Annotated in this window: 25 protein-coding genes and 1 riboswitch; of the genes, 13 read left to right on the top strand and 12 right to left on the bottom strand. The window is 37.4% G+C overall.

Annotated elements, in window-relative coordinates; genetic code table 11:
* Positions 1-2 precede the first annotated feature (2 nt).
* Together AC27E9_RS08520 and AC27E9_RS08515 are read left to right on the top strand one after the other, a co-directional pair.
* Complete coding sequence (locus AC27E9_RS08520) at positions 3-815, top strand: undecaprenyl-diphosphate phosphatase (RefSeq protein WP_487129155.1); 813 nt, start codon at positions 3-5, stop codon at positions 813-815.
* A 209-nt stretch (positions 816-1,024) separates the two neighbouring features.
* On the top strand, positions 1,025-2,179 hold the full coding sequence (locus AC27E9_RS08515) for an acyl-CoA dehydrogenase family protein (RefSeq protein WP_487129153.1): 1,155 nt from the start codon (positions 1,025-1,027) through the stop codon (positions 2,177-2,179).
* Positions 2,180-2,228: 49 nt separating this feature from the next.
* Here the strand turns inward: AC27E9_RS08515 and AC27E9_RS08510 are convergent, their stop codons facing one another.
* Complete coding sequence (locus tag AC27E9_RS08510) at positions 2,229-3,212, bottom strand: ABC transporter substrate-binding protein (RefSeq protein WP_487129151.1); 984 nt, start codon at positions 3,210-3,212, stop codon at positions 2,229-2,231.
* A gap of 248 nt (positions 3,213-3,460) precedes the next feature.
* Complete coding sequence (locus AC27E9_RS08505; RefSeq protein ID WP_487129149.1) at positions 3,461-4,069, bottom strand: DUF1801 domain-containing protein; 609 nt, start codon at positions 4,067-4,069, stop codon at positions 3,461-3,463.
* A gap of 180 nt (positions 4,070-4,249) precedes the next feature.
* On the opposite strand from AC27E9_RS08505, the gene AC27E9_RS08500 reads away from it, so the two are divergent.
* Positions 4,250-5,095, top strand: coding sequence for a tetratricopeptide repeat protein (locus AC27E9_RS08500; RefSeq protein ID WP_487129147.1), 846 nt, complete (start codon positions 4,250-4,252; stop codon positions 5,093-5,095).
* 135 nt (positions 5,096-5,230) lie between these two features.
* Here AC27E9_RS08500 and msrA read toward each other — a convergent pair whose 3' ends face one another.
* Both msrA and AC27E9_RS08490 read right to left on the bottom strand, forming a co-directional pair.
* Positions 5,231-5,773, bottom strand: coding sequence for a peptide-methionine (S)-S-oxide reductase MsrA (msrA, locus tag AC27E9_RS08495; protein ID WP_487129146.1), 543 nt, complete (start codon positions 5,771-5,773; stop codon positions 5,231-5,233).
* A 328-nt stretch (positions 5,774-6,101) separates the two neighbouring features.
* A complete protein-coding gene (locus AC27E9_RS08490; protein WP_487129144.1) occupies positions 6,102-7,217 on the bottom strand; it encodes a DUF3083 family protein in 1,116 nt (371 codons plus the stop codon).
* A 175-nt stretch (positions 7,218-7,392) separates the two neighbouring features.
* Between AC27E9_RS08490 and AC27E9_RS08485 the strand changes: the two genes are divergently transcribed.
* Together AC27E9_RS08485 and rmf are read left to right on the top strand one after the other, a co-directional pair.
* Entirely contained in the window at positions 7,393-7,614 is a 222-nt protein-coding gene (locus AC27E9_RS08485; RefSeq protein ID WP_487129142.1) for a DUF3820 family protein, read from the top strand.
* A 282-nt stretch (positions 7,615-7,896) separates the two neighbouring features.
* On the top strand, positions 7,897-8,070 hold the full coding sequence (rmf, locus tag AC27E9_RS08480; RefSeq protein ID WP_487129140.1) for a ribosome modulation factor: 174 nt from the start codon (positions 7,897-7,899) through the stop codon (positions 8,068-8,070).
* An 84-nt stretch (positions 8,071-8,154) separates the two neighbouring features.
* Here rmf and AC27E9_RS08475 read toward each other — a convergent pair whose 3' ends face one another.
* The 7 genes from AC27E9_RS08475 to moaA all read right to left on the bottom strand — a co-directional run bounded on the left by AC27E9_RS08475 (position 8,155) and on the right by moaA (position 13,765).
* On the bottom strand, positions 8,155-8,904 hold the full coding sequence (locus AC27E9_RS08475) for a HesA/MoeB/ThiF family protein (protein ID WP_487129138.1): 750 nt from the start codon (positions 8,902-8,904) through the stop codon (positions 8,155-8,157).
* Entirely contained in the window at positions 8,897-10,051 is a 1,155-nt protein-coding gene (gene modC, locus AC27E9_RS08470) for a molybdenum ABC transporter ATP-binding protein (RefSeq protein WP_487129136.1), read from the bottom strand. The genes AC27E9_RS08475 and modC overlap by 8 nt, the downstream gene beginning before the upstream one ends.
* Positions 10,048-10,782 (bottom strand): molybdate ABC transporter permease subunit, encoded by a 735-nt coding sequence (gene modB / locus AC27E9_RS08465; RefSeq protein ID WP_487129134.1) that lies wholly within the window; start codon positions 10,780-10,782, stop codon positions 10,048-10,050. The genes modC and modB overlap by 4 nt, the downstream gene beginning before the upstream one ends.
* A gap of 1 nt (position 10,783) precedes the next feature.
* The gene (gene modA, locus AC27E9_RS08460; RefSeq protein WP_487129132.1) at positions 10,784-11,605 is read right to left on the bottom strand and encodes a molybdate ABC transporter substrate-binding protein; all 822 of its coding nucleotides are present in this window, start codon (positions 11,603-11,605) and stop codon (positions 10,784-10,786) included.
* Between the two features lie 24 nt (positions 11,606-11,629).
* On the bottom strand, positions 11,630-12,151 hold the full coding sequence (gene moaB / locus AC27E9_RS08455; protein WP_487129131.1) for a molybdenum cofactor biosynthesis protein B: 522 nt from the start codon (positions 12,149-12,151) through the stop codon (positions 11,630-11,632).
* The gene (gene mobA, locus AC27E9_RS08450; protein ID WP_487129130.1) at positions 12,144-12,794 is read right to left on the bottom strand and encodes a molybdenum cofactor guanylyltransferase; all 651 of its coding nucleotides are present in this window, start codon (positions 12,792-12,794) and stop codon (positions 12,144-12,146) included. Before mobA ends, moaB begins: the two co-directional genes overlap by 8 nt.
* Positions 12,794-13,765, bottom strand: coding sequence for a GTP 3',8-cyclase MoaA (gene moaA, locus AC27E9_RS08445; RefSeq protein ID WP_487129128.1), 972 nt, complete (start codon positions 13,763-13,765; stop codon positions 12,794-12,796). The genes mobA and moaA overlap by 1 nt, the downstream gene beginning before the upstream one ends.
* Positions 13,752-13,907, bottom strand: a riboswitch (molybdenum cofactor riboswitch). It overlaps the preceding gene by 14 nt.
* Positions 13,908-14,071: 164 nt before the next feature.
* On the opposite strand from moaA, the gene moeA reads away from it, so the two are divergent.
* The 3 genes from moeA to dbpA all read left to right on the top strand — a co-directional run bounded on the left by moeA (position 14,072) and on the right by dbpA (position 17,718).
* The gene (gene moeA / locus AC27E9_RS08440; protein WP_487129126.1) at positions 14,072-15,307 is read left to right on the top strand and encodes a molybdopterin molybdotransferase MoeA; all 1,236 of its coding nucleotides are present in this window, start codon (positions 14,072-14,074) and stop codon (positions 15,305-15,307) included.
* A 34-nt stretch (positions 15,308-15,341) separates the two neighbouring features.
* Positions 15,342-16,064: an alpha/beta fold hydrolase gene (locus AC27E9_RS08435; protein WP_487129124.1), complete on the top strand. Its 723-nt coding sequence runs from the start codon at positions 15,342-15,344 to the stop codon at positions 16,062-16,064.
* A gap of 268 nt (positions 16,065-16,332) precedes the next feature.
* A complete protein-coding gene (gene dbpA / locus AC27E9_RS08430) occupies positions 16,333-17,718 on the top strand; it encodes an ATP-dependent RNA helicase DbpA (protein ID WP_487129122.1) in 1,386 nt (461 codons plus the stop codon).
* A gap of 118 nt (positions 17,719-17,836) precedes the next feature.
* Here the strand turns inward: dbpA and AC27E9_RS08425 are convergent, their stop codons facing one another.
* Positions 17,837-18,187 (bottom strand): DUF3718 domain-containing protein, encoded by a 351-nt coding sequence (locus tag AC27E9_RS08425; RefSeq protein ID WP_487129120.1) that lies wholly within the window; start codon positions 18,185-18,187, stop codon positions 17,837-17,839.
* Between the two features lie 457 nt (positions 18,188-18,644).
* Here AC27E9_RS08425 and AC27E9_RS08420 point away from each other — a divergent pair, with 457 nt between their 5' ends.
* From AC27E9_RS08420 to AC27E9_RS08400, 5 genes are all read left to right on the top strand, one after another.
* On the top strand, positions 18,645-19,043 hold the full coding sequence (locus AC27E9_RS08420; RefSeq protein WP_487129118.1) for a YebG family protein: 399 nt from the start codon (positions 18,645-18,647) through the stop codon (positions 19,041-19,043).
* 61 nt (positions 19,044-19,104) lie between these two features.
* Positions 19,105-19,809, top strand: coding sequence for a M48 family metallopeptidase (locus tag AC27E9_RS08415; RefSeq protein ID WP_487129116.1), 705 nt, complete (start codon positions 19,105-19,107; stop codon positions 19,807-19,809).
* Between the two features lie 562 nt (positions 19,810-20,371).
* A complete protein-coding gene (locus tag AC27E9_RS08410) occupies positions 20,372-20,737 on the top strand; it encodes a response regulator (protein WP_487129114.1) in 366 nt (121 codons plus the stop codon).
* Positions 20,734-21,342, top strand: coding sequence for a chemotaxis protein (locus tag AC27E9_RS08405; protein WP_487129112.1), 609 nt, complete (start codon positions 20,734-20,736; stop codon positions 21,340-21,342). Before AC27E9_RS08410 ends, AC27E9_RS08405 begins: the two co-directional genes overlap by 4 nt.
* A 2-nt stretch (positions 21,343-21,344) precedes the next feature.
* Complete coding sequence (locus AC27E9_RS08400) at positions 21,345-22,289, top strand: GGDEF domain-containing protein (RefSeq protein ID WP_487129195.1); 945 nt, start codon at positions 21,345-21,347, stop codon at positions 22,287-22,289.
* The last annotated feature ends 174 nt before the right edge of the window (positions 22,290-22,463 follow it).

Here is a 22,463-nt window from a genome sequence, read left to right as displayed (position 1 = left end):
GTATGAGTACCATCGACGTTTTTATATTAGCGCTAATACAAGGCTTGACGGAATTTTTACCGATTTCAAGTTCTGCGCATTTAATTCTGCCTTCAGCTGTTTTTGGTTGGCAAGATCAAGGACAAGCGCTTGATGTAGCATTGCATGTAGGTACCTTGTTGGCTGTGGTGCTTTATTTTCGTAAGGAAGTTGGCAGCATGGCTGTCGCTTGGTTTGGTACCGTTGGTATTGGTCCCGAAAAAAACACCAATAGCTTTGACGGTAAACTTGCGTGGTGGATTTTACTGGCATCTATTCCATTAGGTATCGTTGGTTTATTAGGTAAAGACTTTATCGAAGAAAACTTACGCTCTGCAGCTGTAATTGCCATTACTACTTTAGTTTTCGGTGTATTACTAGGTTTTGCCGATATTAAAGCGAAAGAGAATGTTAGTGTTGAAAAGCTGGGCTTTAAAGGTGCAATGATTATTGGTTTAGCACAAGCATTAGCATTAATTCCGGGCACATCACGTTCTGGTATTACCATGACCTTAGGTATGATGCTGGGGCTAAGCAAAGAGAATGCCGCACGTTTTTCGTTTTTATTATCGATTCCTGCAATTATTATGACTGGTGGATATTTAACATATAAATTAATTACATCCGCTGAGCCAGTTGATTGGAGTACGCTAGGCCTAGGTAGTGTTTTAGCATTTTTTAGTGCTTATGCTTGTATTCATTATTTTCTGATTTTAGTGGGCAAGCTCGGTATGATGCCGTTTGTTATATACCGTTTAATCCTCGGTGCTGGTCTGCTTTGGTTTGTACTTGGATAATTGCTACAATATAGCCAATTTTGCAACGCGCTTAGGCGCGTTTTTGTTATAAAAAATAATCTTATATTAGCTGTAACATAGTTTGGTGCAGTTAGTATTATTTTATCTACGCAGTACTAAGGGACTATTGGGCTTTTTTGTCACTCTAGTTAAACTTAGCTTTAAATTAAGTATGGTAGATATTCACCCGATAAGAAGTGAGAGTGTTGATGGATTTGTCTTTAACTGAAGAACAAATGATGATTCAAGATATGGCGAAAAAGTTTGCTGAAAGTGAACTTGCGCCAGTTGCCGCAGAGCTTGATGAAACAATGGACCAAACATTGTTTTTAAAGAACTTAGCACAATTAACCGAACTTGGTTTTATGGGTTTAAATATTAAAGCAGAGTACGGTGGCGTAGAAGCTGGTAGTGTTGCTTTTAGTTTGGCGATTACTGAGCTTGCGCGAGCTTGTGCCTCAACAGCAGTTACTACATCAGTAACTAATATGGTTGCAGAAGTTATTCAAGCGGTTGGTAATGAAGAACAAAAACAAAACTATTTGCCAAAAATTTGTAGTGGCGAATATCGTGCTGGTGGCTTTTGTTTAACTGAAGCTACAGCGGGCTCAGACCCTGCGGGCATGAAAACGCAAGCTGTTAAAGATGGTGATGACTACATTATTAGTGGTAGTAAGCTTTATATTACCAGTGGTTCATTTGCTGATGTTTTTGTTGTTTGGGCGGTTACGGATCCAGATGCGAAAAAAGGCAAGGGCATTTCATGTTTTATCGTTGAAGCTGGTACACCGGGCATGACCATAGGTAAAGCTGAAGATAAAATGGGCCAGAAAGCCTCACCCACGAATGAAGTACATTTTGATAATTGCCGAGTGCCTGCATCAGCGTTAATGGGCACTGAAAATAAAGGTTTTGGTGTCGCTGTTGGAGAACTTGCTGGTGGTCGTATCGGTATTGGCTCTTTAGCCTTAGGTGTTGGCCTTGCAGCTCTTGATTATGCCAAAGCCTATATTGTTGAACGTAAACAATTTGGTCAGTCTATTTCGAACTTCCAAGGCTTACAGTGGAAATTAGCCGAGCGTTATACTGAAATGGAAGCTGCACGCTTACTATTAATGCAGGCAGCTTACACTAAAGAGCAAGGCCAGCCATTCGGCCCAGCCGCATCAATGGCGAAATTATTTGCTACTGAAAATGCTAATAAAGCCTGTTATGACGCTTTACAATTAATGGGTGGCGCAGGTTATATTAAGGAGTATCCACTAGAGCGTATGGCGCGTGATGTACGTGTGACTTCTATTTATGAAGGCACTAGCGAAATTCAAAAAGTGATCATTGCTCGCGACTTATTGCAAAATATGTAATTTAGAACAAACTCGCTGACGGATAAAAACCGAGGTTTTTGTCCGTTTTTTAACTCTGATTATTAAAGGTATTACTGCAAGATGATGGCAGCCACTTACTGGCCTCTGCGTGATATTTTTTTATCCAAAGTTTAGCAGCGTAATCTTCGCTATGGTTTTCTGCAACTCTTAATGCTGAGGCATCGGCAATCATGGCCGTGGATAAATTGATATTTTTTACCAATTGAAAAACACATGGTGAGTATTCTTCTAAATGTGGCCAAACAGCTTTTTTTAACCAGCCATTACTTGGGTTAGCACAATCTTTTAACCTATGTTTATTCAGACCCCAGTTTGCTTTGGTTTCACAATCGGGATGGTAGGCAGGGAATTTAACAAATTTGCCTTTAATTATACTGTCAGTCCAATTAGGCGTCCAATTTAGTAACATTATTGGTTGTTGATGTTTTGTTGCCTGTGCAAGTTTATGCCAAACTTGAGTATCGTTTTCAAAGCGATGAATGATAAAGTCTAAATGCAATGCACGAATAATATCGCCATCACCATAGTCCCAAGGTCCAGCATAATATACACCTTTACCATTAGAGCCTTTATTAGCAAAAACTTCTGCGCAAGCATTCATTGCTTGCCAGTCAGGTAGTCCAGGACACATGTCTTCTACATAATCAGGATACCACCAATCTTCTTTTCCAATTGCCTGATGCGTACCCGCATCAAGAATATAGTTTTTTTGCACCATGCGTTCGAAGTCTTTAGCCATCGATACTTGCCATACTTCTAGCTGAATATGTACAAGTCCCTTGCGCAGTGCCCCCCATTGGTCAGTTGAACTGATATTTTTGTACTCAACACGTTCGCCAAGTGATTGCACCATAGCGCCTAGCGCTTTCGAAATAACTCGCTGACTCGCCCAGTTATTGAGTGGTAATGTGATAGTTTTTTCTTGATTTTCATAATTTGTTGCTGGCAAACGAGCACTTAAAACTGCACTGCTGTATATTAAAAAAGTAAGTAGAAAAAAGCATTTAAGCATAGAAAACTGCCATATTTTTCTTGGTAAAATGAGAATTAATAGAACTAATATTTAATATCATGAATTTTAAGGTTCTCACGTATAAATACCAGCTGAGTTTTAATTATAGCATTCAATTTTATATCACCAGCCGCGTTTTATCTCTGAAAAAGTTTGAACACTGATTTATTACATACTTCTTCTTGTTATCACATCGTTGTTTCTATTTGTTGTTAGGTAGTTTTTGAAAGTGTTTCTTAATTTTTACTTTAACAATTTTCATATTTCCAGTTCCGTGACTTACCTTCTGCTATCCAAGTTATTGCTGTGGTTAAGCGGGAGTTTCGGGTTGCCTCTCTTTTTGCTGACGTGAGCCACTCAATATAATCCTTTTGCTTTGAATAGCTAAAGTTACTGAATACATCTTCTGCTGCTTGGTTATCTGCTAATGCAGCACTGAAGTAATCGGGGATTACTAAGTCAGCTTTGTTTTTACGAACTGATTTTTTCTTTTCAGGTTTTGGTGTTGAGTTTAATGCAATTGCCTGTTGCACATAGTTAATTAAAATATCGTTTGCTGGTATTTCACTCAAGCTTTTAAATTTAAGTGAGGTTAATTCATTGTTATCATTTTTTGAAAAAATACCGGCGCTATCGTCAAGTAGTTTACCTTTAAAGAAAGAAAAAGTGACATGCTGTTTAAATGCTGCCATAGCACAAACAAGACCTTTATTTTCAAAACAAGGATGTCGCCATTTAATAGCTTCTGACATTTCAGGAGAAGCTGTGTGAATGACATCACGTAACTGAGACATTATTTCCTGAGCAAAAGGCTGTTGCTGACTAATATATTGGTCGATGGCGGTATTTTTCGGCATAAAGTTTCTCGTATCAATACTCGATGATTATTTTAATTATAGGGAAATATTAAATGAAGCTATGATAAATACTAGCAACCAATTGTCGGCTATCATAATTATTTAGCCATGAAACTTGTTTACGATGACTTTTGCCCCCAAGTTAACTGGCATATATAAAATTAAATTGGAACTACCTTGATGACGAATTCGCTTGCTATCACCCTTGAAAATTTCCAACAAGTTGTCCTTGAAGAGTCTAAAACCAAGCTTGTTTTGGTTGATTTTTGGGCTCAACAAATTCCAGAAAGTTTAGAATTACGCGATAAGCTTGCTAATGCTTTGGCTGATCAAAGTGATGTAATAATATTTGCCACGGTTGATTGTGAAACCCAAGGGCAAATAGCTCAACAGTTTGGTATTCAAGGCTTGCCTACAGCAATATTAGTAAAAGAAGGTCAACCACTTGATGGTTTGTCTGGGCCACAAACAGATGAAACCATTAATGAATTTTTGGCAAAGTACTTACCTAAAGAGCAAGATTTACTATTAAAAAAAGCAGTAAACTTGTTAACTGAGAATAATGCCAATGACGCTTTTAAATTAATCACTCAAGCGCATCAGCTTGATAGTGAACGTGCAGACATTAAATTAGTATTGGCTGATGTATATATACAAACTGGAAAAATTAGTGAGGCTGAATCACTGCTTGCTGGTATTAAAATGATAGATCAAGACAGCTACTATCAGTCGTTAATGTCGAAACTTGAACTCGCTAGTCAAGCGGCTGACTCCCCTGAAATTAAAGCATTAGAGCAACAATTGATCAGCGAACCAGAAAATATTGATGTGCAACATCAGCTTGCGGCGCAATATAGCCAAGTTAATCGTCATGAAGATGCTTTAGTTATTCTTTTTCGTCTAGTGCAAAAAGATGGCTCAGATGTTACTAGTAAAGACTTATTATTAGATATTTTAAAGTCGCTACCAGATGGCGATGCGTTGGCTAATAAATATCGACGTAAGCTGTATACCTTAATGTACTAACTTAATAAGGCTTTTATGCCATATATTTGCTGTAAATTACTTAACTATAAACGCCCAATCTAAAGGGCGTTTTTTTTGGCTGAAGAAAATTAACAGAATTGAAAGTAAAGTGAAAACTATTGTTAATGCTATTAGTTAAGCAGCTTCTTTAAGTAGATATGAAAAGTCTTGCAGGAATTTTTGAATTTTTCGTGCAACCACTAATTGGCAGTACTGGTTGTTAGGATTGTTAGAATAGTAATCTTGATGGTAACTTTCAGCACTATGAAAATTATTAACTGGTTTTATTGCCGTTACGATAGAGTTATTAAAACGCGCTTCAGCTGTTAGCTGTGCAATTTTTTTCTTGGCTGCTATTCGCTGTTTTTCATTGTGGGTTAATATGGTAGAACGGTACTGACTGCCAATATCATCACCTTGACGGTTTAGTGTTGTCGGATCGTGAATAGCAAAGAACACGGTAAAAACGTCTTCAAGAGAGAGCTGACTATTATCAAAGGTTAGTTGCACAACCTCGGCATAATTTGTATTACCGGTGGAGACTTGCTGATAACTTGGGTTGGCAATGTTGCCGTCAGCATAACCACTGATCACAGATTTTACACCGTTAATTCGAGAGAAAATGTTTTCTATACACCAAAAGCATCCTGCGCCTAACGTTATTGTTTCAATGCTCATTGTTAATTTTCCTCTAGTAATAATGGTATTCGAAATTTGCTTGTTTTCTTTAAAGACTTTTAGACGTCCAAAGCTCTATTTGTCAAATGTAGCACTCAGCCATTTAGATGTCTATATGTTTTTACGGCAACTTAGCTCTATTTATGATTGGAGTAATCAGAAAGGCGCTTCTTACTTCGAGATTGCAGTGAGTATCGGTGGAGACGGTTAAGCTGAAGTAGTTAGCTGGAGAGAGTAAGGGCAGTAGCTAAGCCATGCTAGTCGTTAACATGGCAATAGTATAATGGACAGCAGCTAGTTTTGTTTCTTCCAATGGTTTGTTGGAAGATTATTCGTCTTTTAACAAGTTATAGGCAACATGTTGATGAAAGCGCAAAGTGAGTTCATCTTTATCGGTGGGAATCTCTAGTTCAGTAGCAAATAAGCGCATAGCTTGTTCTATCTGATTAACAAACTTCGCATAATTTTGCTCTTCCCCATTAGAGAAGTTCGCAACAAAAATTAACTGTACATTGTTAACTAATTCATCGGCTTTCCATTTGCTTACAATACCGCAAGGGCTTTGTTTAGGGTTGTACCCTAGCATTTGTAATTCGCCAACCTTAGAAACAATTTCGTGCAAACTATGGCGAATAATGGGTACTAAACCGTTAGCGATTAATGCGCCATTGTTTAAATTAAATTGCTTGGCAACGAGTGAAAATGTATCGGTTAGGTAGGTATAAAGTGGATTGTATGGATCAGCAGAATTTGCATCTATATCAACCAGCTGTGAAATTCTATGATTCAATGTTAAGTTGATGACTGCATAAGTAATTGACGATAGATTAGCGGTTAATGCAACGTCTTGGCTGGCGTATCGTTGCTTAATAGGTCTAAATTTATGTGCTTGGCTATTGTTACAGCCTTTATTTTTAGCAAAAATATCGTAGGTAAGATGCTGGTGATCTCGCATACGAATAGCTGCCAATGGTATTTGTACTTGTTGGGCAAAACTCTCTAATAAATCTCTTACTCGTTGGTGAAAATTTGCCGCACCAGAGCGAATATCTGTTCCCGACGCTAAAAATACTAAAGTGATTTTTTTAGCTCTAACATTGGCGTCGAAAAATGAGTTTTGTAATACATGCTGTAACGGATCATAGTAAAAAATAATTTGCTGATTAGTTTGCCATTGATGCATTTCTTGGCTGTATCTAACCCGAACCAATTTGTCGTTGGCGACAAGTAAGCTGTTACTGATGGCAAAGTCATTACTTAATGTAAATAGTAAATCTGCAAGGCTTTGATAGACGTCATAATAGTTGTCATTACTTAACTGTGGCGATAGTTGTGAAAGCAGTTGATCTGATAAGGTAAATTCAGCCAAAATATACTGATTATCGCGAGCGTTCCCTGGAATATAAGCTTTTTGACCGGCGTTGCGTTTCCTAACAATTGACATAAAAGTTCCCTGAAGCAAGTTTGGGTATCATCTTGATACCGCCTAAGTTGCGCGGAATTATAAGGAATGCTTATGACAATTTTATGTCAAGATCGCGGTAAAATTAAAAGCACTAAAATGAGCAAGTTCAAAAAGACTGTGTTCTAAACCCCAGCTGTAAAATAATGAGTAAATAATGTCGATAGCAAATAACGCAGATTTATTAGCTGCAGTAAATCAAGTAATGCCGTTTGGAAAGTACAGTGGGAGAAAACTACTTCAACTACCAGAGCCTTACTTAGTTTGGTTTCACTCAAAAGGGTTTCCTGAGGGGAAATTAGGGGAGCAATTAGCTTTAATATATGAAGTTAAGCTTAATGGTTTAGAAGAAATGTTACGGCCACTATTACGGGATTAATCTCATTATTATTTAAACTGAATTGTTATTGTATATACACTTTTAATATCTGTTGGTTATACCTAGCTTTTGTAACAATTTGTTTTGTATTACTTAGTTTTTTTGATTGCTTTATCAACATGTTTTTTCGTTATAAAACTTTTTTATGGTTACAATTTTCAGGTGATAGCTAGCTTGCTTTCATAAATAAACTGATCTTAAATTAATTGTCGACTGCAGTTAATTTTCGACCGAAAGATGAATATATTATTAATAATTATCAAATGGTTAAAGGTGTGATTCATGAGAAGACAGAAAAGAGATAAGTTAGGCAGAGCGTATTCAAACGGTTATCAAGCAGGCCTCTCAGGTAGAACCAAGGAAAATTGTCCATATCAAAATAATAATGCTAAGTCTGAATGGCTTGGTGGTTGGCGCGAAGCTGTTACAGATAGAAATATGGGGCTCTTTAAATAACCTATGTAATAGCTGAAATTCTAATAAATATGCAAAAAACAAAAAGCCCTCCAATATGAGGGCTTTTTGTTTGGCGTTAGATTATTACAGTGAAGAGCATGCAGGGCATTGCTGCTGTTTTTTGACCGTTAATTTTTGCCAAGAATTACTTAAACCGTCAAAAATATTTAATTGGTTGGTATCGATGTTATTGCCAGCGAGAAACTTAATTGCTTGTAATGCTTGAACGCCACCAACAATAGCGAGAATGGGCCCGAGTATACCAAGCGTTTGGCAATTATTCTCCGGGGCTTTTTTGCTTTGTGGAAACAAGCATTGATAACAAGCACTGTCGTTAGCATTAGGATCAACAAACATATATTGGCCATCAAAACCTGTTGCTGCGCCAATAATTAATGGTTTTTTGTGCGCTAAACATTTTTGGTTTATTAAATAGCGAGTGGCAATATTGTCAGTGCAATCGAGCACTAAATCGACCAAAGGAAAGTAATAGTCGGCGAGCTCTTCATCAAGCATTTCATCTAACACTTCGATAGTAGTCGTGCTATTTTGCTGCTGCAGTACTTCCGCAGCAATATCGGCTTTACCTTGTGAAAGGTGTGATTCGGTAAAAAGAATTTGCCGAGGTAAATTACTAATATCAATACTGTCGCCGTCGGCTAGATATATGGTGCCAATGCCAGCTGCATTTAAATATAAACTAACAGGGTTACCTAATCCACCAACACCAACAATTAATACTTTGGCATTTTTTAAATTTTGTTGACCTTGCTCTCCTATGCTTTTCAGCATAGTTTGTCGGCTATAGCGAAGCAGCTCTTCTGGGCTAAGCATGGTTTTCGGACTCCGTTGAATGAAAGCTATGAACCGCATTGGCCTTAAATTGAATATAAACCTGCGAATTTAAAGTTAATGCCATACGTGTTGCTGACCATAAACTGATTTGTGCATAAAACTCTTGCTGTGCGCATTGCACTTTAACTAACGCGCTCGTTATACCTTGCTTTATTTCTGTGATGGTACCAGGCAATTGATTAACAATAGAGCTATGCTCTGGCTTAGTGGTGCTAATGCTGATGTCGCGGGCATAAATAATGCAGGGCAAAAGCTGACCAATTGTAGATTGTTGCTGGTCTTGCTGAAGCAAGGGCAAATAAATATGGTTGTCTGAGCTTTTCGCTGAAAATGCTAATTGGCTGAGGCCGAACTTAGGTAAATGTTCAGTAATTGTTAATGATAAACTTGTTTTTACGGCGATATCTTCATGGCTATTTAGCTGATGAATGGCTTGATGTGTTGGTGCTATATATCCAATGCTGCCGTCTGACATAACTATCAGTTGCTTGGCAATAAATTGTAATTCACTGATACTGTGACTGACATATAGCATAGGCATATCAAGTTGTTGCTGAATGGCTTTTACAATTTGCAGCATTTGCGCTTTTGTTTTTTTATCTAAGGCGCTAAATGGCTCGTCAAGTAGCAGTAATTCGGGTTCAGCTAACAATGCTCTAGCAAGAGATACTCGTTGCTTTTCACCGCCAGATAACCGTGTCACATTCTGATGTTGCAGTTCAGTCAATTGAGTTAATTGGAGAACTTTTTCCATGCTAAGCACGGGTTGATGTTTACGTTTAACTGCATAGATTAAGTTTTCTAATACACTTAGATGTGGAAAAAGTCGGCTATCTTGAAAAATAAGGCCTATATTTCTGTGCTCTGGCTTTATAAAGTGTCTTTTTTTGCTATTTTGTAGTTCTTTGCCGTTAAAATTTAGTTGTCCGTCAGCCCTTTTTTCTAGCCCAGCTATAATGCGCAATAGTGTTGACTTACCTGAGCCTGACTCGCCAAATATTCCCGTAATACCAGCGAGTGTAAACTCTTCGTTTACCGATAAGTTAAATTGCTCAAAGCTAATGTTTGTTGTTATTGTTAAATTTAGTGCTTTGCCTGGCAGGCTTTGTGTGAGATTTTTACTCATGAGTTTACATGCTTATTTTTAACTTTTGCTAACGTTTCGGGGGATTTATTGCTGTTTTTTTTGTCATATTTTCCCCCTAATAAATAAACAAAAGACAGTAACAGTAACGATGAAATTAATAACCCCGCCGATAATAGGTGAGCATTACTGTAGTTAAATGCTTCAACATGGTCGAACAAAGCAATAGATAGCACACGAGTTTCGCCTGGAATGTTACCACCAATCATTAATACCACACCAAATTCGCCAACGGTATGAGCAAAACCAAGTGCTGTTGCAGTAATAAAGCTGGCTTTAGTTAATGGAACAACAATAGAGAAAAATCGATCAGCAGGGCCAGCACCTAACATTGCAGCAGCTTCCAAATAATGGTCTCCGAGTTGTTCAAAAGCTTTTTGTAGTGGTTGCACAACAAACGGCAATGAATAAAGCACAGAGCCAATAACTATGGCACTAAAACTAAATGCTAATTGGCTACCTGTTGTTGTTTGCCAAAGTTGGCCAGGTAACGACTGAGGCGAAAACGCTAGTAATAAATAAAAGCCTAATACTGTGGGTGGCAGAACTAGGGGGAGGGCGATAATGGCTTCAAATAACACCTTAAAGCGACTTTTCATATTCGCTAACCACCACGCCAGTGGGGTGCCAATTATGAGTAAAATGAACGTGGTAACCGCTGCCATTTTAAGTGTTGTTGTTAACGCTAATATATCTGCAGTATGAGTGAGCATATTACGCGCCATTCCCATTAGTTATTGTTGGATAATTGCTATCGGGAACTGGCAAATAACCTAGTTCATGTAATATTTGTTGGCTTTGCGCGCTAAGTAAATAACGGCTTATTTCCTGCGCGTTGGTGACCTGTTTACTCGCTTTCAAGATAACTAGTTGCTGTGCTATTGGCTGATAATGTGTACTCGGAATAATCAAGCCGTTAAGGTTATTAATTTTCAACTGGCTTAATGCCACTATACCCGCGGGTACTGCTTGGCTTCTAACTTGTTGAAAGGTTTGGTTGATATTAATGCCAGTGACTAAACGCTGTTTTTGTTTTGACCACAGAGCTAAATGTTTTAATACTTGTTTTGCTGCTTTGCCATAAGGTGCTGTTTCTGGATTTGCGATGGCTAAATAGCCAGAAAACTCATTAAGCTGCGCTAAATCAGAAAAGCTTGTGCTTGCAGACCACAAGGCTAATTGCCCAAATGCATAAGACTTACGACTATTAGGTACAATAAGTTGTGCTTGTTCTAATTTTTTTGGACGATTACTATCGGCTGCTAGATAAAGATCAAACGGTGCGCCGTGGTTAATTTGTTGATAGAGCGTGCCCGTTGCTGCACTTATTATTTGATATTTAATTTTATTTTTATTGGGGTAACTATTGAGTAAGTGCTTGAGCGTTGGCGCAAAGTTAGCCGCAACGGCGATGCGAAGTGGTGTTTCTTGTAAGTTAATATTTTTAGCGAACACCTGGTTAGTTAATACAACTAACCAGAATAAAAGAACGATAAATACATTTCGCGATAATCGCTTTTCCAACAGTTTTGTCATTGTGCTTAAAGAACTTTGACCAAATTATTTAAAGTTCAAATGTGGTACAAAGTTACAAGGTCTATGACTGGCATCAAGCTGCTCAACAATGAGTTTGTCCCATGCAGTTTTACAGGCATTGGTTGAACCCGGAACTGATAATATAACCGTACGGTTGGCCATACCGCCGAAAGCGCGAGATTGTATAGTTGAAGTGCCGATCTCTTCTAGTGAAATGGTTCTAAATACTTCGCCAAAGCCTTCAATGTTTTTATCAAATAAAGGTAATAAGGCTTCGGGAGTATTGTCTCTAGCAGTAAAGCCGGTACCGCCGGTGGTTAAAATGATTTGTACATTTTCATCGGCAATCCATTTAGACACTATTGCGCGTAATTGGTATACGTCGTCTTTAGAAATTTCTTTTGCTGCTAATTTATGACCAGCTGCTTGCAGGCGCTTAACAAGTGCTTGGCCTGAAGTATCGTTATGTTCTTCACGTGTATCTGAAACTGTTAATACGGCAATATTTAACGGTAAGAAGCTGTCGCCACAATGAATACTAGACATAGGTTTTCCTTTGCAAAGAGAGTAAGTGTTGCGCCTGTTGCCATTGCTCAGGCGTATTGGTATTAAATAAGCTATTGTTATCTTTCGCTTGGATAACTTTATGGGGGATTTGATTTAACAAACTTCTAACAGACGGCCCCGATAGACCACGACTACTATTAGTTTTTGATTTGTTATTTTTACTTTCGCTCAATGGTTGAATGAGCTTTTTTGTCATTAATGGTTGTTGAAAAAACTCTTCAACAAAGGCATTTACCGGTAAGTATAACGGCAAATAATTATCAGCAAAAAAGCAGGCGCTTTGGCTTAGTTCACCTATTTGTTTTAAGCGAGCAAGTTCAGGGGCAGTCATTAAGGGTAAATCAACAGGTAATATTAATAGTGCTTTTGGCTTAAACTGGCTCACTATACTTTGAATGCCACCAAGTGGGCCAATATTAGTGATTATATCGCTAATGCCATGTTCATCGCCACTTATAACAACTCGCGAGCTTCCTGCTGCAGTAAGTAGGGATTTACTATAGCTCAACATATCTTGCTGGTTTCGTTGTAATTGAGCTTTGTCTTGGCCCATACGTGATGATTTACCACCTGCTAACACTACACCAAGGCAAGATTGAAAAAGTAGTTTTTCGTTGTTCATTAGCCGCCCAACATTGCTAGATTTTTGGTAGCACCGGTTAATTTTTCATGTAAAAAGTGGGTCTGCTTTTTATCTGTCATCATGCCAGCAATCGCGCTCTTTAAAGGCTCAGTATTATCGTCTTGTAAATAATCTTTTAGTGATAGCCCTTGTTCAGTAAATAAACATAAATGCAATTTACCTAATGAGCTGACACGTAAACGATTGCAACTACTACAAAAATCTTTTGAATAAGGCATGATCAGGCCAATTTTTCCGGCGTAATCTGGGTGATAAAACTCTTGCGCAGGCCCGGCCGCTTTGTCATTTATAACTGGCAACCAGCCATCAAGAATTAAGTTTTGTTTAATACGAGAGCCTTGAACGTGTTGAGCATCAAAGAATGCTTGATTATCACCTGTTTGCATTAGCTCAATAAAGCGCAATGTTACAGGGGTATCTTTTAGCCACGCCAGATAACTGGCAATATCATAACCATTATATTCACGCATCAATACCGTATTTACTTTAATATTTGTACTACCTTCAGCAAGTGCCATATCAATGCCCTTAAGAATATGCTGAAGTTTATCGTGACCAGTAATTGCATGGAAATGACGGGGGTCTAGGCTATCAATACTGATGTTTATTGCGTCAATGCCAGCATCTAGCCAGGCGGGCAAATGCTCAGGTAGCTTAAAACCATTACTGGTAATGGCGACTTTTTTAACGCCAGGCGTTTGCTTACATTGAGCAATAATATCGGGTAAATCTTTACGTAATGACGGCTCACCACCAGTTATACGAATTTTTTCTGTACCCATTTCGGCAAAGGCGGAAGTAAGTCGCGTGATTTCAGGTAGTGTAAGAAATTTTCTATCATGATCACATTTATAACCGTCAGGTAAACAATAGTTACAACGAAAATTACAAACGTCAGTGATAGATAGACGTAAGTAATAAAACTTACGTCCGAAGTTGTCTGTTAACATGTCACCTTTCCAATGTCGGGAGGTTAACAAGTTTCCTTGTTAACCCTGGTAAACTCTTAAATAAAACTTGGTTTACGGCTAAATCAGCATATCTGCCATATTTGGCAGGGTTAGCTAAGATAGCTCGGCGAAATTCAATGATTTATTAATTTATATCATATAATCACAAGCATAGTATGATTATGATCAATATAACAGATAAAGACCTAGATTAGCTTTATTTGACTTCAAAAGTTAGCAAATTAAATTTTTGAATTACCTTAGTGGTAATTTGAAAAAGCACAATTAGAATTGGAAGAGTTTATTATGGTTGATTGTTGTTCTGCCCCTGGATTAATGCCATTTTCACAAGCATTAGAAACTATGCTTTCTGCTATTTCGCCGGTAACTGATATTGAAATAATTACCTTAAAACAAGGCTTAGGAAGAGTGCTTGCTAGTGATATAGCAAGCCCTATGAATGTACCACCACACAACAATTCAGCAATGGATGGTTATGCCTTTGCTTATGAAAGCTTAAGCTCCCAAGAATATTTAACACTGGCTGGGCGCTCTATGGCTGGACAACCGTTTGAAGGTAGCTGCCAGAAAGGCGAATGTGTACGTATTATGACCGGCGCTAAGCTACCCGAAAGCTGTGATACGGTTGAAATGCAGGAAAATTGTCATGCAGATGGTGAAAGTGTTCGATTTCTAGAGAAGCGTAAACAAGGTGATCATGTACGTTATGCAGGTGAGGATATCGCAAAAGGCCATATTGTTTTCGCTAAAGGTCGACGATTATCCGCGATTGATATTGGCGTTTTGGCATCTTTGGGAATTAATGAATTAACCGTATTTCGCAAATTAACCGTAGCGTTAATTGCCACGGGTGATGAACTAAAAACTTTAGGGCAACCTTTAGGTAATGGTGACATTTATGAGAGCAATAGTTACGCCTTAACTGGTATGTTGCAAAACTTGAATGTTGATATTATTGATTTTGGTGTTATCGAGGATGACGAGGAAGCTATTCGTCAAGCATTCATCAAAGCCGATGAACAAGCAGATGCAGTAATCTCATCTGGTGGTGTCTCGGTTGGTGATGCTGATTATACCAAAATGGTACTTGAACAAATTGGTGAAATCGCTTTTTGGAAAATAGCGATGAAGCCAGGTAAGCCATTTGCTTTTGGTAAACTACCTAATAGTTACTTTTTCGGCTTACCTGGCAACCCGGTATCCGCGATGGTAACTGCTGATTTGCTAGCAATGCCTGCCCTCATGAAGTTGCAGAGTTGCCATGGTGCGCCAGTTAAAATGTTAAAAGCAAAGGCTTTATCTGACTTGAGAAAATCTCCCGGACGCATGGACTTTCAACGAGGAGTTTTATCGCAAAATGCGCAAGGCGAAATGACGGTTGCAAGTACTGGTAGCCAAGGCTCTGGTATTTTAACAAGTATTGCTTTTGCTAATTGTTATATTGTATTGCCGTCAGAACAAGGACGAGTAAGTGCTGGCGAAATGGTTGATGTACGTTTATTCGAACGCTTTTATGCTTAACTTAGCAATCAGGTCATTGAGGATAAATTAGCTTGTGAAAACAATATATTTTATCCCAGGGACTATGTGTAATGAACGTCTTTGGCAACCGACTTGGCAGCAAATAAAGGAGCATTATGATGGCAAGTGTAAACTAGTACATTTGCCAATACCTACTTCAGGGAATATGGGGGAAGTCGTTGCAAAAATGGCCGCTAAAATAGTCGTGAACGATGCAATATTAGTTGGGTTTTCTTTAGGCGGCTATATTGCTAGCGCGATTGCGGTGCAGCACCCTCTTTTGATACAGCACCTAGTCATTGTTTCTAACTTACCAAAAGATTTACCTGAGCTTGAAATAAGACAGCGCCATAGAACCATAGTGTGGATTGAAAAACGCGGCTACACAGGTATTCCAAATAAGCGTATTGAAGATTTATTGCATCCAAAAATCAAGCATGCTTCACTCGAAAACTTTTCCACAATTCGAGCTGAAATTATTGCGATGGACCGTGAACTGGGTGTTGAGGTTTTACTACACCAACTTGCGGTTTCTATGAAACGTCCTTCACTTTTAGTGCAATTATCAAAGTTACCGGTACCGATTATATTTTTAACGGGTGATGCAGATAGCTTGGTTGATAGTAATCAGCTATTACGCCAAGTTAATAGCGCTAATAATATGGCGCTTGAGAAAGTAGTAAATACTGGCCATATGCTGCCTTTAGAATCACCACAGTTTTTGGCATTGCAACTGATAAAATTATTACAAAATTAGTTTGATAAATGGGCCAATATGAAACGTTATCTAGCTGGCGCAGTTACGGCCAAAGCCTTAATGAAATACTAAAACTCTGCCAATAAGTTAAAGTCGCTTGAAAGCCGTGTTATTAAGCTCTCAATTTGCTTGTTGATCATCGACAGAATTATTGTCATGAAATTTAAAATAAACTTAATTCACAGTATATGTGACTAAAAGCTGTCTTTGCGTTATTGAAACGGTGTAAAATATGCGCCATTAAATTTACGACACTAGGATCCTTCCCTTGAGTGACAGCAACTTCTCATCATTACCCTTACAAACTGCGATTTTAGATAACTTAAGCACGCTGGGCTATCAGTCGATGACTGACATTCAGGCGCAAAGTTTACCGGCTATTTTATCTGGCCAAGACATTATTGCTCAAGGTAAGACCGGCTCGGGGAAAACAGCAGCTTTTGGCTTAGGTTTGTTAAATAAGCTACAAGTGAAAAAATTTAGGATCCAGACTTTAGTTTTATGTCCTACTCGTGAGTTAGCTGATCAAGTCGCGAAAGAAATAAGAAAACTTGCTAGAGCAATTCACAATATTAAAGTACTAACTTTATGTGGTGGTATGCCATTTGGTCCACAAGTTGGCTCTTTGGAGCACGGTGCACATATTATTGTTGGTACGCCAGGGCGCATTGAAGATCATTTAGGACGTGGTACTTTATCGTTAGAAAATGTTGATACTTTAGTATTAGATGAAGCAGACCGTATGCTAGAAATGGGCTTTCAAACGGCATTAGATAACATTATTAGTCATATTCCATCGCAACGACAAACCTTGCTTTTTAGTGCTACGTTCCCTAAACAAATTCAAGCGATTGCTAATCAATACTTGCAAACACCTAAAGTCGTGAAAGTTGAATCTACTCACGCAAGTAATAGCATTTCTCAGCATTTCTATCATGTAGAAAATGATGAACAACGTTTAACGGCAATTCGCCTACTGTTGTTAACACATAAACCTGAGTCTAGTGTCATTTTTTGTAATACTAAAAAAGAAACACAAAGTGTTGCCGATAAATTAGCAAATGACGGTTTTGGTGTCGTTGCCTTACATGGCGATTTAGAGCAGCGTGATAGAGACCAAACATTAGTGCGCTTTGCCAATAAAAGTGCTTCTATTTTGGTGGCTACAGATGTAGCGGCTCGAGGTCTTGATATTGAATCACTTGACGCAGTATTTAATTATCATATTGCTCATGACAGTGAGGTACATATTCATAGAGTTGGTCGCACTGGACGCGCAGGTAGCACCGGTTATGCATTCTCATTATTTAATGATAAAGAACGCTATAAGGTTGGTTTATTGGAAGATTACTTGGAGCGTACTATAGAAGCCGAAATATTACCTGATAGTAAAGTATTACAAAGCTCTGTGTTCCTACCTAAAATGACTACGATACAAATTGATGGCGGAAAGAAGCAAAAAGTTCGCCCGGGTGATATTGTTGGTGCTTTAACTGGAGAAAATGGTCTTGCATTTGAACAGTTAGGGAAAATTCAGCTAGGCGCAAATTGGGCCTATATTGCTGTAGAGAAAATGGTTGCTAGAAAGGCATTAAATAAATTAACGCATGGTAAAATAAAAGGACGTTCATTTAGAGTACGTGAATTAAACTAGTAAAATCTCTGCTATTTTTATCATTGAAGCAATGCAATCAACTAGGTACTCTTAAATAAAAAACAGAGTACCTGTGATGTTGATTAATCATTTGCCTTTAATATCCCTAACTTAATTTCTATAGTTCAAAATTCACGTTAATTTTTTCAACTTTAGCGACATCAATAATATCAACATGACCACTCACACTGCGCTCTAAACGAGCTGCGGTTTTGTATGCACCATATTTTTGGGCGAAATCAATAATATCATTGCCATTACACATCACTTTTAAAGCAACGGTTTTTTCTTTCAGGTTATAAGATTTAGCAGTTCTATGAAACTTAGCAACACTATCAGTTAATGTTGACTTACAAACGTCAATAAGTGCTGATTCAATTTGTTTATCCATTGCATTACTACTAAAGCTTATAACCGTCAAAGTTGAACAAATGATGGCTGTTGTGGTTAGTGATTTAAATTTATTCATAGTGCTCTCCGTAATTAACATTATTTATTTTCTTTGTTCATAGTAATAGTTACTTAAATTGAGGAAAAAGTTGTAATAATGAGATGAGCGAATGTAAAAATTAGTTGAGAAATAAATATTGCATATTAAATGGAAGGTATTGTTTTTATTGTAATTTGTTAGGTCAAATAGCTTTTTCTATTCATTTTAATAACATTAATTCTTACATTCAGTGACAATTCGAGATAGTTTCAGCTTCGGCGCAGTAATGCATCGCGCGATAAAAAACATGAAATTTGCTCCGTATCAATGATGTAATTATTATTTTCTGGTAATTTACCTTAAATAACGTATGATGCTGTACGTATAAACAGTGTGATGTAGCTAAAGCCAGCGATTAAATGATATTGTTTTGTCGTATGTTTTTTGTACGGTATGATAAGTGGTGACGTTTAAAACAGTAAGGTAAGGGATAATAATGGCAGTTGAAAGTCGATTCGTCGTGATAAGACATGGTGTGGAGGTAGAAACATTTATGGATAAGAAAGCCGCAGATGAGTACGATAAAATGCTTGATATGGCAGATAACTTGTCTGAAATGTTTGAACAGGCACCGGTTGAGCTATCTGAAGATATGCGTGAAGAGCTTAGCGTGTATTTAGCACAAAATCGTGAAAGTGTATTAATTGCTTTGCAAGCTAAAAAAGCGAAAGTACAAACCAGTAAGGCCGCTGTGATAGATAAAGCTAAAAATGCGTCTGAAAAAGTTGATGTTAATGAAGCCAATAAAGTGACTAAAGCTGAACCTAAAACGAAAGCGGCAACTACAAAAACGACAACTAAGAAAGCCGCAGCTAAAGATAAAAGCGCTGCATAGTTGTCAATTGGCCAGCTTTTGCAGTTAACGCGAAGTATTGATTTGAGTTTGGTTGTGTTCTTTGAAATATCAATTAATAAGAAGTTCTCGTCGTAAGACTGTAGCATTACAAATAAAGGCTGCAAAACTTATCGTAAGAGCGCCTCAAAATATAGAATTATCCTATATTGACAATTTTGTTCAGTCGAAGTCGTTGTGGATTAAAGATAAGGTTTCTCAACAACAAGCGTCAGCGCAGATAGCTGTTAATAACTTCAATAATGGCGACCTTGTTTATATTGACGGCTTACCTCATAAGATTGTTGTTGATTATGGAAAAATGTCAGTACGGTGTAATAGTGCTGAAGGTTTCATTTCTGTTTATATCCCTGCGAAATATCAGCAACAATCATTTAGCAAGGAGGATATATCTGCAAAAGTTAAGTTATTGATTGAGGAATGGTTTAATAGTGAAGTTTGCGATTACCTTACGCTTAAATTACCAGCGCTGTATGAGCAAACGTCATTAATAGCTACATCTTTTAAGGTGCGCAAATATAAGTCTCGCTGGGGTAGTTGTAACAATCGAGGAGAGTTAAGTTTTAACTGCTTACTTAAAATGCTACCACCTTGGGTTGTTGATTATGTCATTGTTCATGAGTTATGCCATCTTAAGTACTTGAATCACTCGACAAAATTTTGGCAGTTAGTAGAAAACCATTGTCCAGATATGCATTTAGCAAAAGCTTGGATGAAAAAAAATCAACCTGCTCTTACTTGGAGCTGAATTTAGTCCAAACGGTAATCTAGCTGTAATATTAAGCGTTTTAGCACTTGAGCGTACGTCCTCTATAATTTTTATTTTATATTATTGGTACAAAACCTGCTTTCTATAAGTAAGTGTTTTGTTTGGAAGTCATTATCCGGATGAAACTCCTATTTCAAATCTAGTATATATAAGTTACAGGGAATAATATGAAGCAGAGCAAATATAGTTTAAAAGCCATGAGTATTTATTTATTATCAGCATTAATGTCTATTGCATTTTTTGAATTACTGGTGAATTTATAATGCAACTAATTATCTAATGTTTTTTGGATTTTAATACAAAAATATGTACTTATGCCTAAATCAGTATTATTGAAAATTTTACGACATATATCGACAAGATAGATATTAATGTTCGGGTTGTTGGCTAAATGCAAAATTAAAAATGTGATATCTGTACATGTTTTAAAGTAAAAAAGTTGAAAAAAACAACAAATTTATTGTTATTAGTAATTAACAGCGAGGTTAAATTAAGGTAAATTAAGCCTTAATAAAAAAAATAATAAAGGATTAGCTGTCAAATGAGCACGAATGTTCTTATTTGTGATGACTCTAACTTAGCTCGTAAGCAAGTTTTAAGAAGCCTCCCAGAAAACCTATCAAATAATGTGCAGCTTGCCAAAAATGGTGAAGAAGCACTAGAAATATTGCGCAGCCAAAGTATGGATGTACTTTTTCTTGATCTTACTATGCCGGTTATTGACGGCTTAGGTGTATTGCAAGCTATGCAAGATGAAAATATTTCACTGCCTGTTTTTGTTATTTCCGCTGATATTCAACCTGAAATGCAAAGCCGAGTTTTAGAACTTGGTGCGAAAGCGTTTTTGCGTAAACCTGTTCAACAAACTACTCTCAACGAAAATTTACAGTTACACGGTTTACTATGAGTTCCTTTGATTTAACTGAAGACCAGCAAGATTGCCTTCAAGAACTGATTAATGTCGCAATGGGGCAAGCAAGTGACCAGCTTGCTCGTTATTTAGATACCTTTGTTTATTTAAAAGTACCGAGCATTGAACAAGTAAAATCTGAGCATTTATTTGAAACCTTAAACCAAGACTTAAAAGCTACAGCGGTAGTAAGCCAAGGTTTCTTTGGTTATGAAGGCATACGTGGCGAAGCGTTACTTATGTATCAGCCACAAGACTCACATCGTTTAGCTGATTTACTTGGCTATGAAGCCGATGAACTAACCTTCGACGAGCAAATTATTGATTTAAGTTCTATTTTAACAACAACATTTCTGAATGTTTTTGCAAGTCAAATAGATAATCAAATGTCGTATAGTGCCCCACGGCTGCTATCAGCGAATCAAGGCACGATATCTGAGCATTTAAATCAACAATCGTTCAATTGGGACCTAGCACTAAAAGTTCGTATTAGTTATCAAGTAACTGATTATTCTTTTAATTGCGACATGGTATTGCTGATCCCGGAAGAAGCTATCAACAATATTAAAGCGGTTATTGATCGAATATTGGAAGATTTTTAGTGATGCTTGATGAACTTTGTATAAATATTTCAAATCGATTGAATACCGGAATTTTAATTCTAGATAATAATTACAACATTATTATGTGGAATCGATTTTTACAGGTACATGCCAATAAAGAAGATAACCATGTTGAAGGAAAGAGTGTTTTTACTGTTTTTCCTGAATTGCCTCGACGCTGGCTAGAACGTAAATTATCTAGCGTTGTGCAATTAAAAACTCAGTCATTTTGTGGCTGGGAGCAACGACATCATTTATTCGAACTGTCACATTCTCGGCCAATTACTACTGATAGTCATTTTATGGCACAAAACTGCACATTTTTGCCTGTAGAAGTTGAAGGTGATGTTGAGCGTATTTGTATTTTGATTGAAGATGTTACTGATGTTTGCCATTACCAAACCCAACTTAATAAAGCGTTGGAAGAACTCGCTATATCGAACCGTATTGATGGTTTAACTCAAGCATTCAACCGAAAGCATTGGGAAGAATGTTTAGCAAAAGAGTTTTCGCGTGCTCGCCGTTACCAGCATGATTTAGCACTTGTGATGTTAGATTTAGATCATTTTAAATTACTTAACGATACCTTTGGTCATCAAGGTGGAGATATGGTGCTAATTGAAACGGCTAAAACAGTTGATAAATTACTGCGTATGGGAGACTTATTTGGTCGCTATGGTGGTGAAGAATTTGCAGTTATTTTGCCTAATACTGACTTAGAAGGTGCTGAGGAAGTTGCGGAGCGTATTCGCCAAGCGATAGCGAAAAGCGCTATAAACCACCAAGATAGACGTATTAGCGTTACTGCTAGTATTGGTGTTGCCGTGATTGATAGTGATGACTCACGTTATGAAGATTTAATTAGTAATGCTGATACTGCATTATATCAAGCCAAAGCAACAGGTCGAAATCGTGTTTGTCTTGCCAAAGAAGCTGTTGAAATTTGAATATATAATCAAAATATTCAAATGTTTTAGATTTTATACATATATTAGTTCTTTTTATTCATAAAAAAATGTTGACAGTAAATTACACATCAGGCACTTTATATCTATGATTATTTCACTACGCCACACCATTATTATTATCACTACCGCCCTCACTGGGATGGTGGTCATTGG

The organism is Colwellia meonggei (assembly GCF_057537295.1).
Note: the sequence above shows the minus strand (reverse complement) of the source record. Positions and strands in the feature narration are given on the sequence as shown.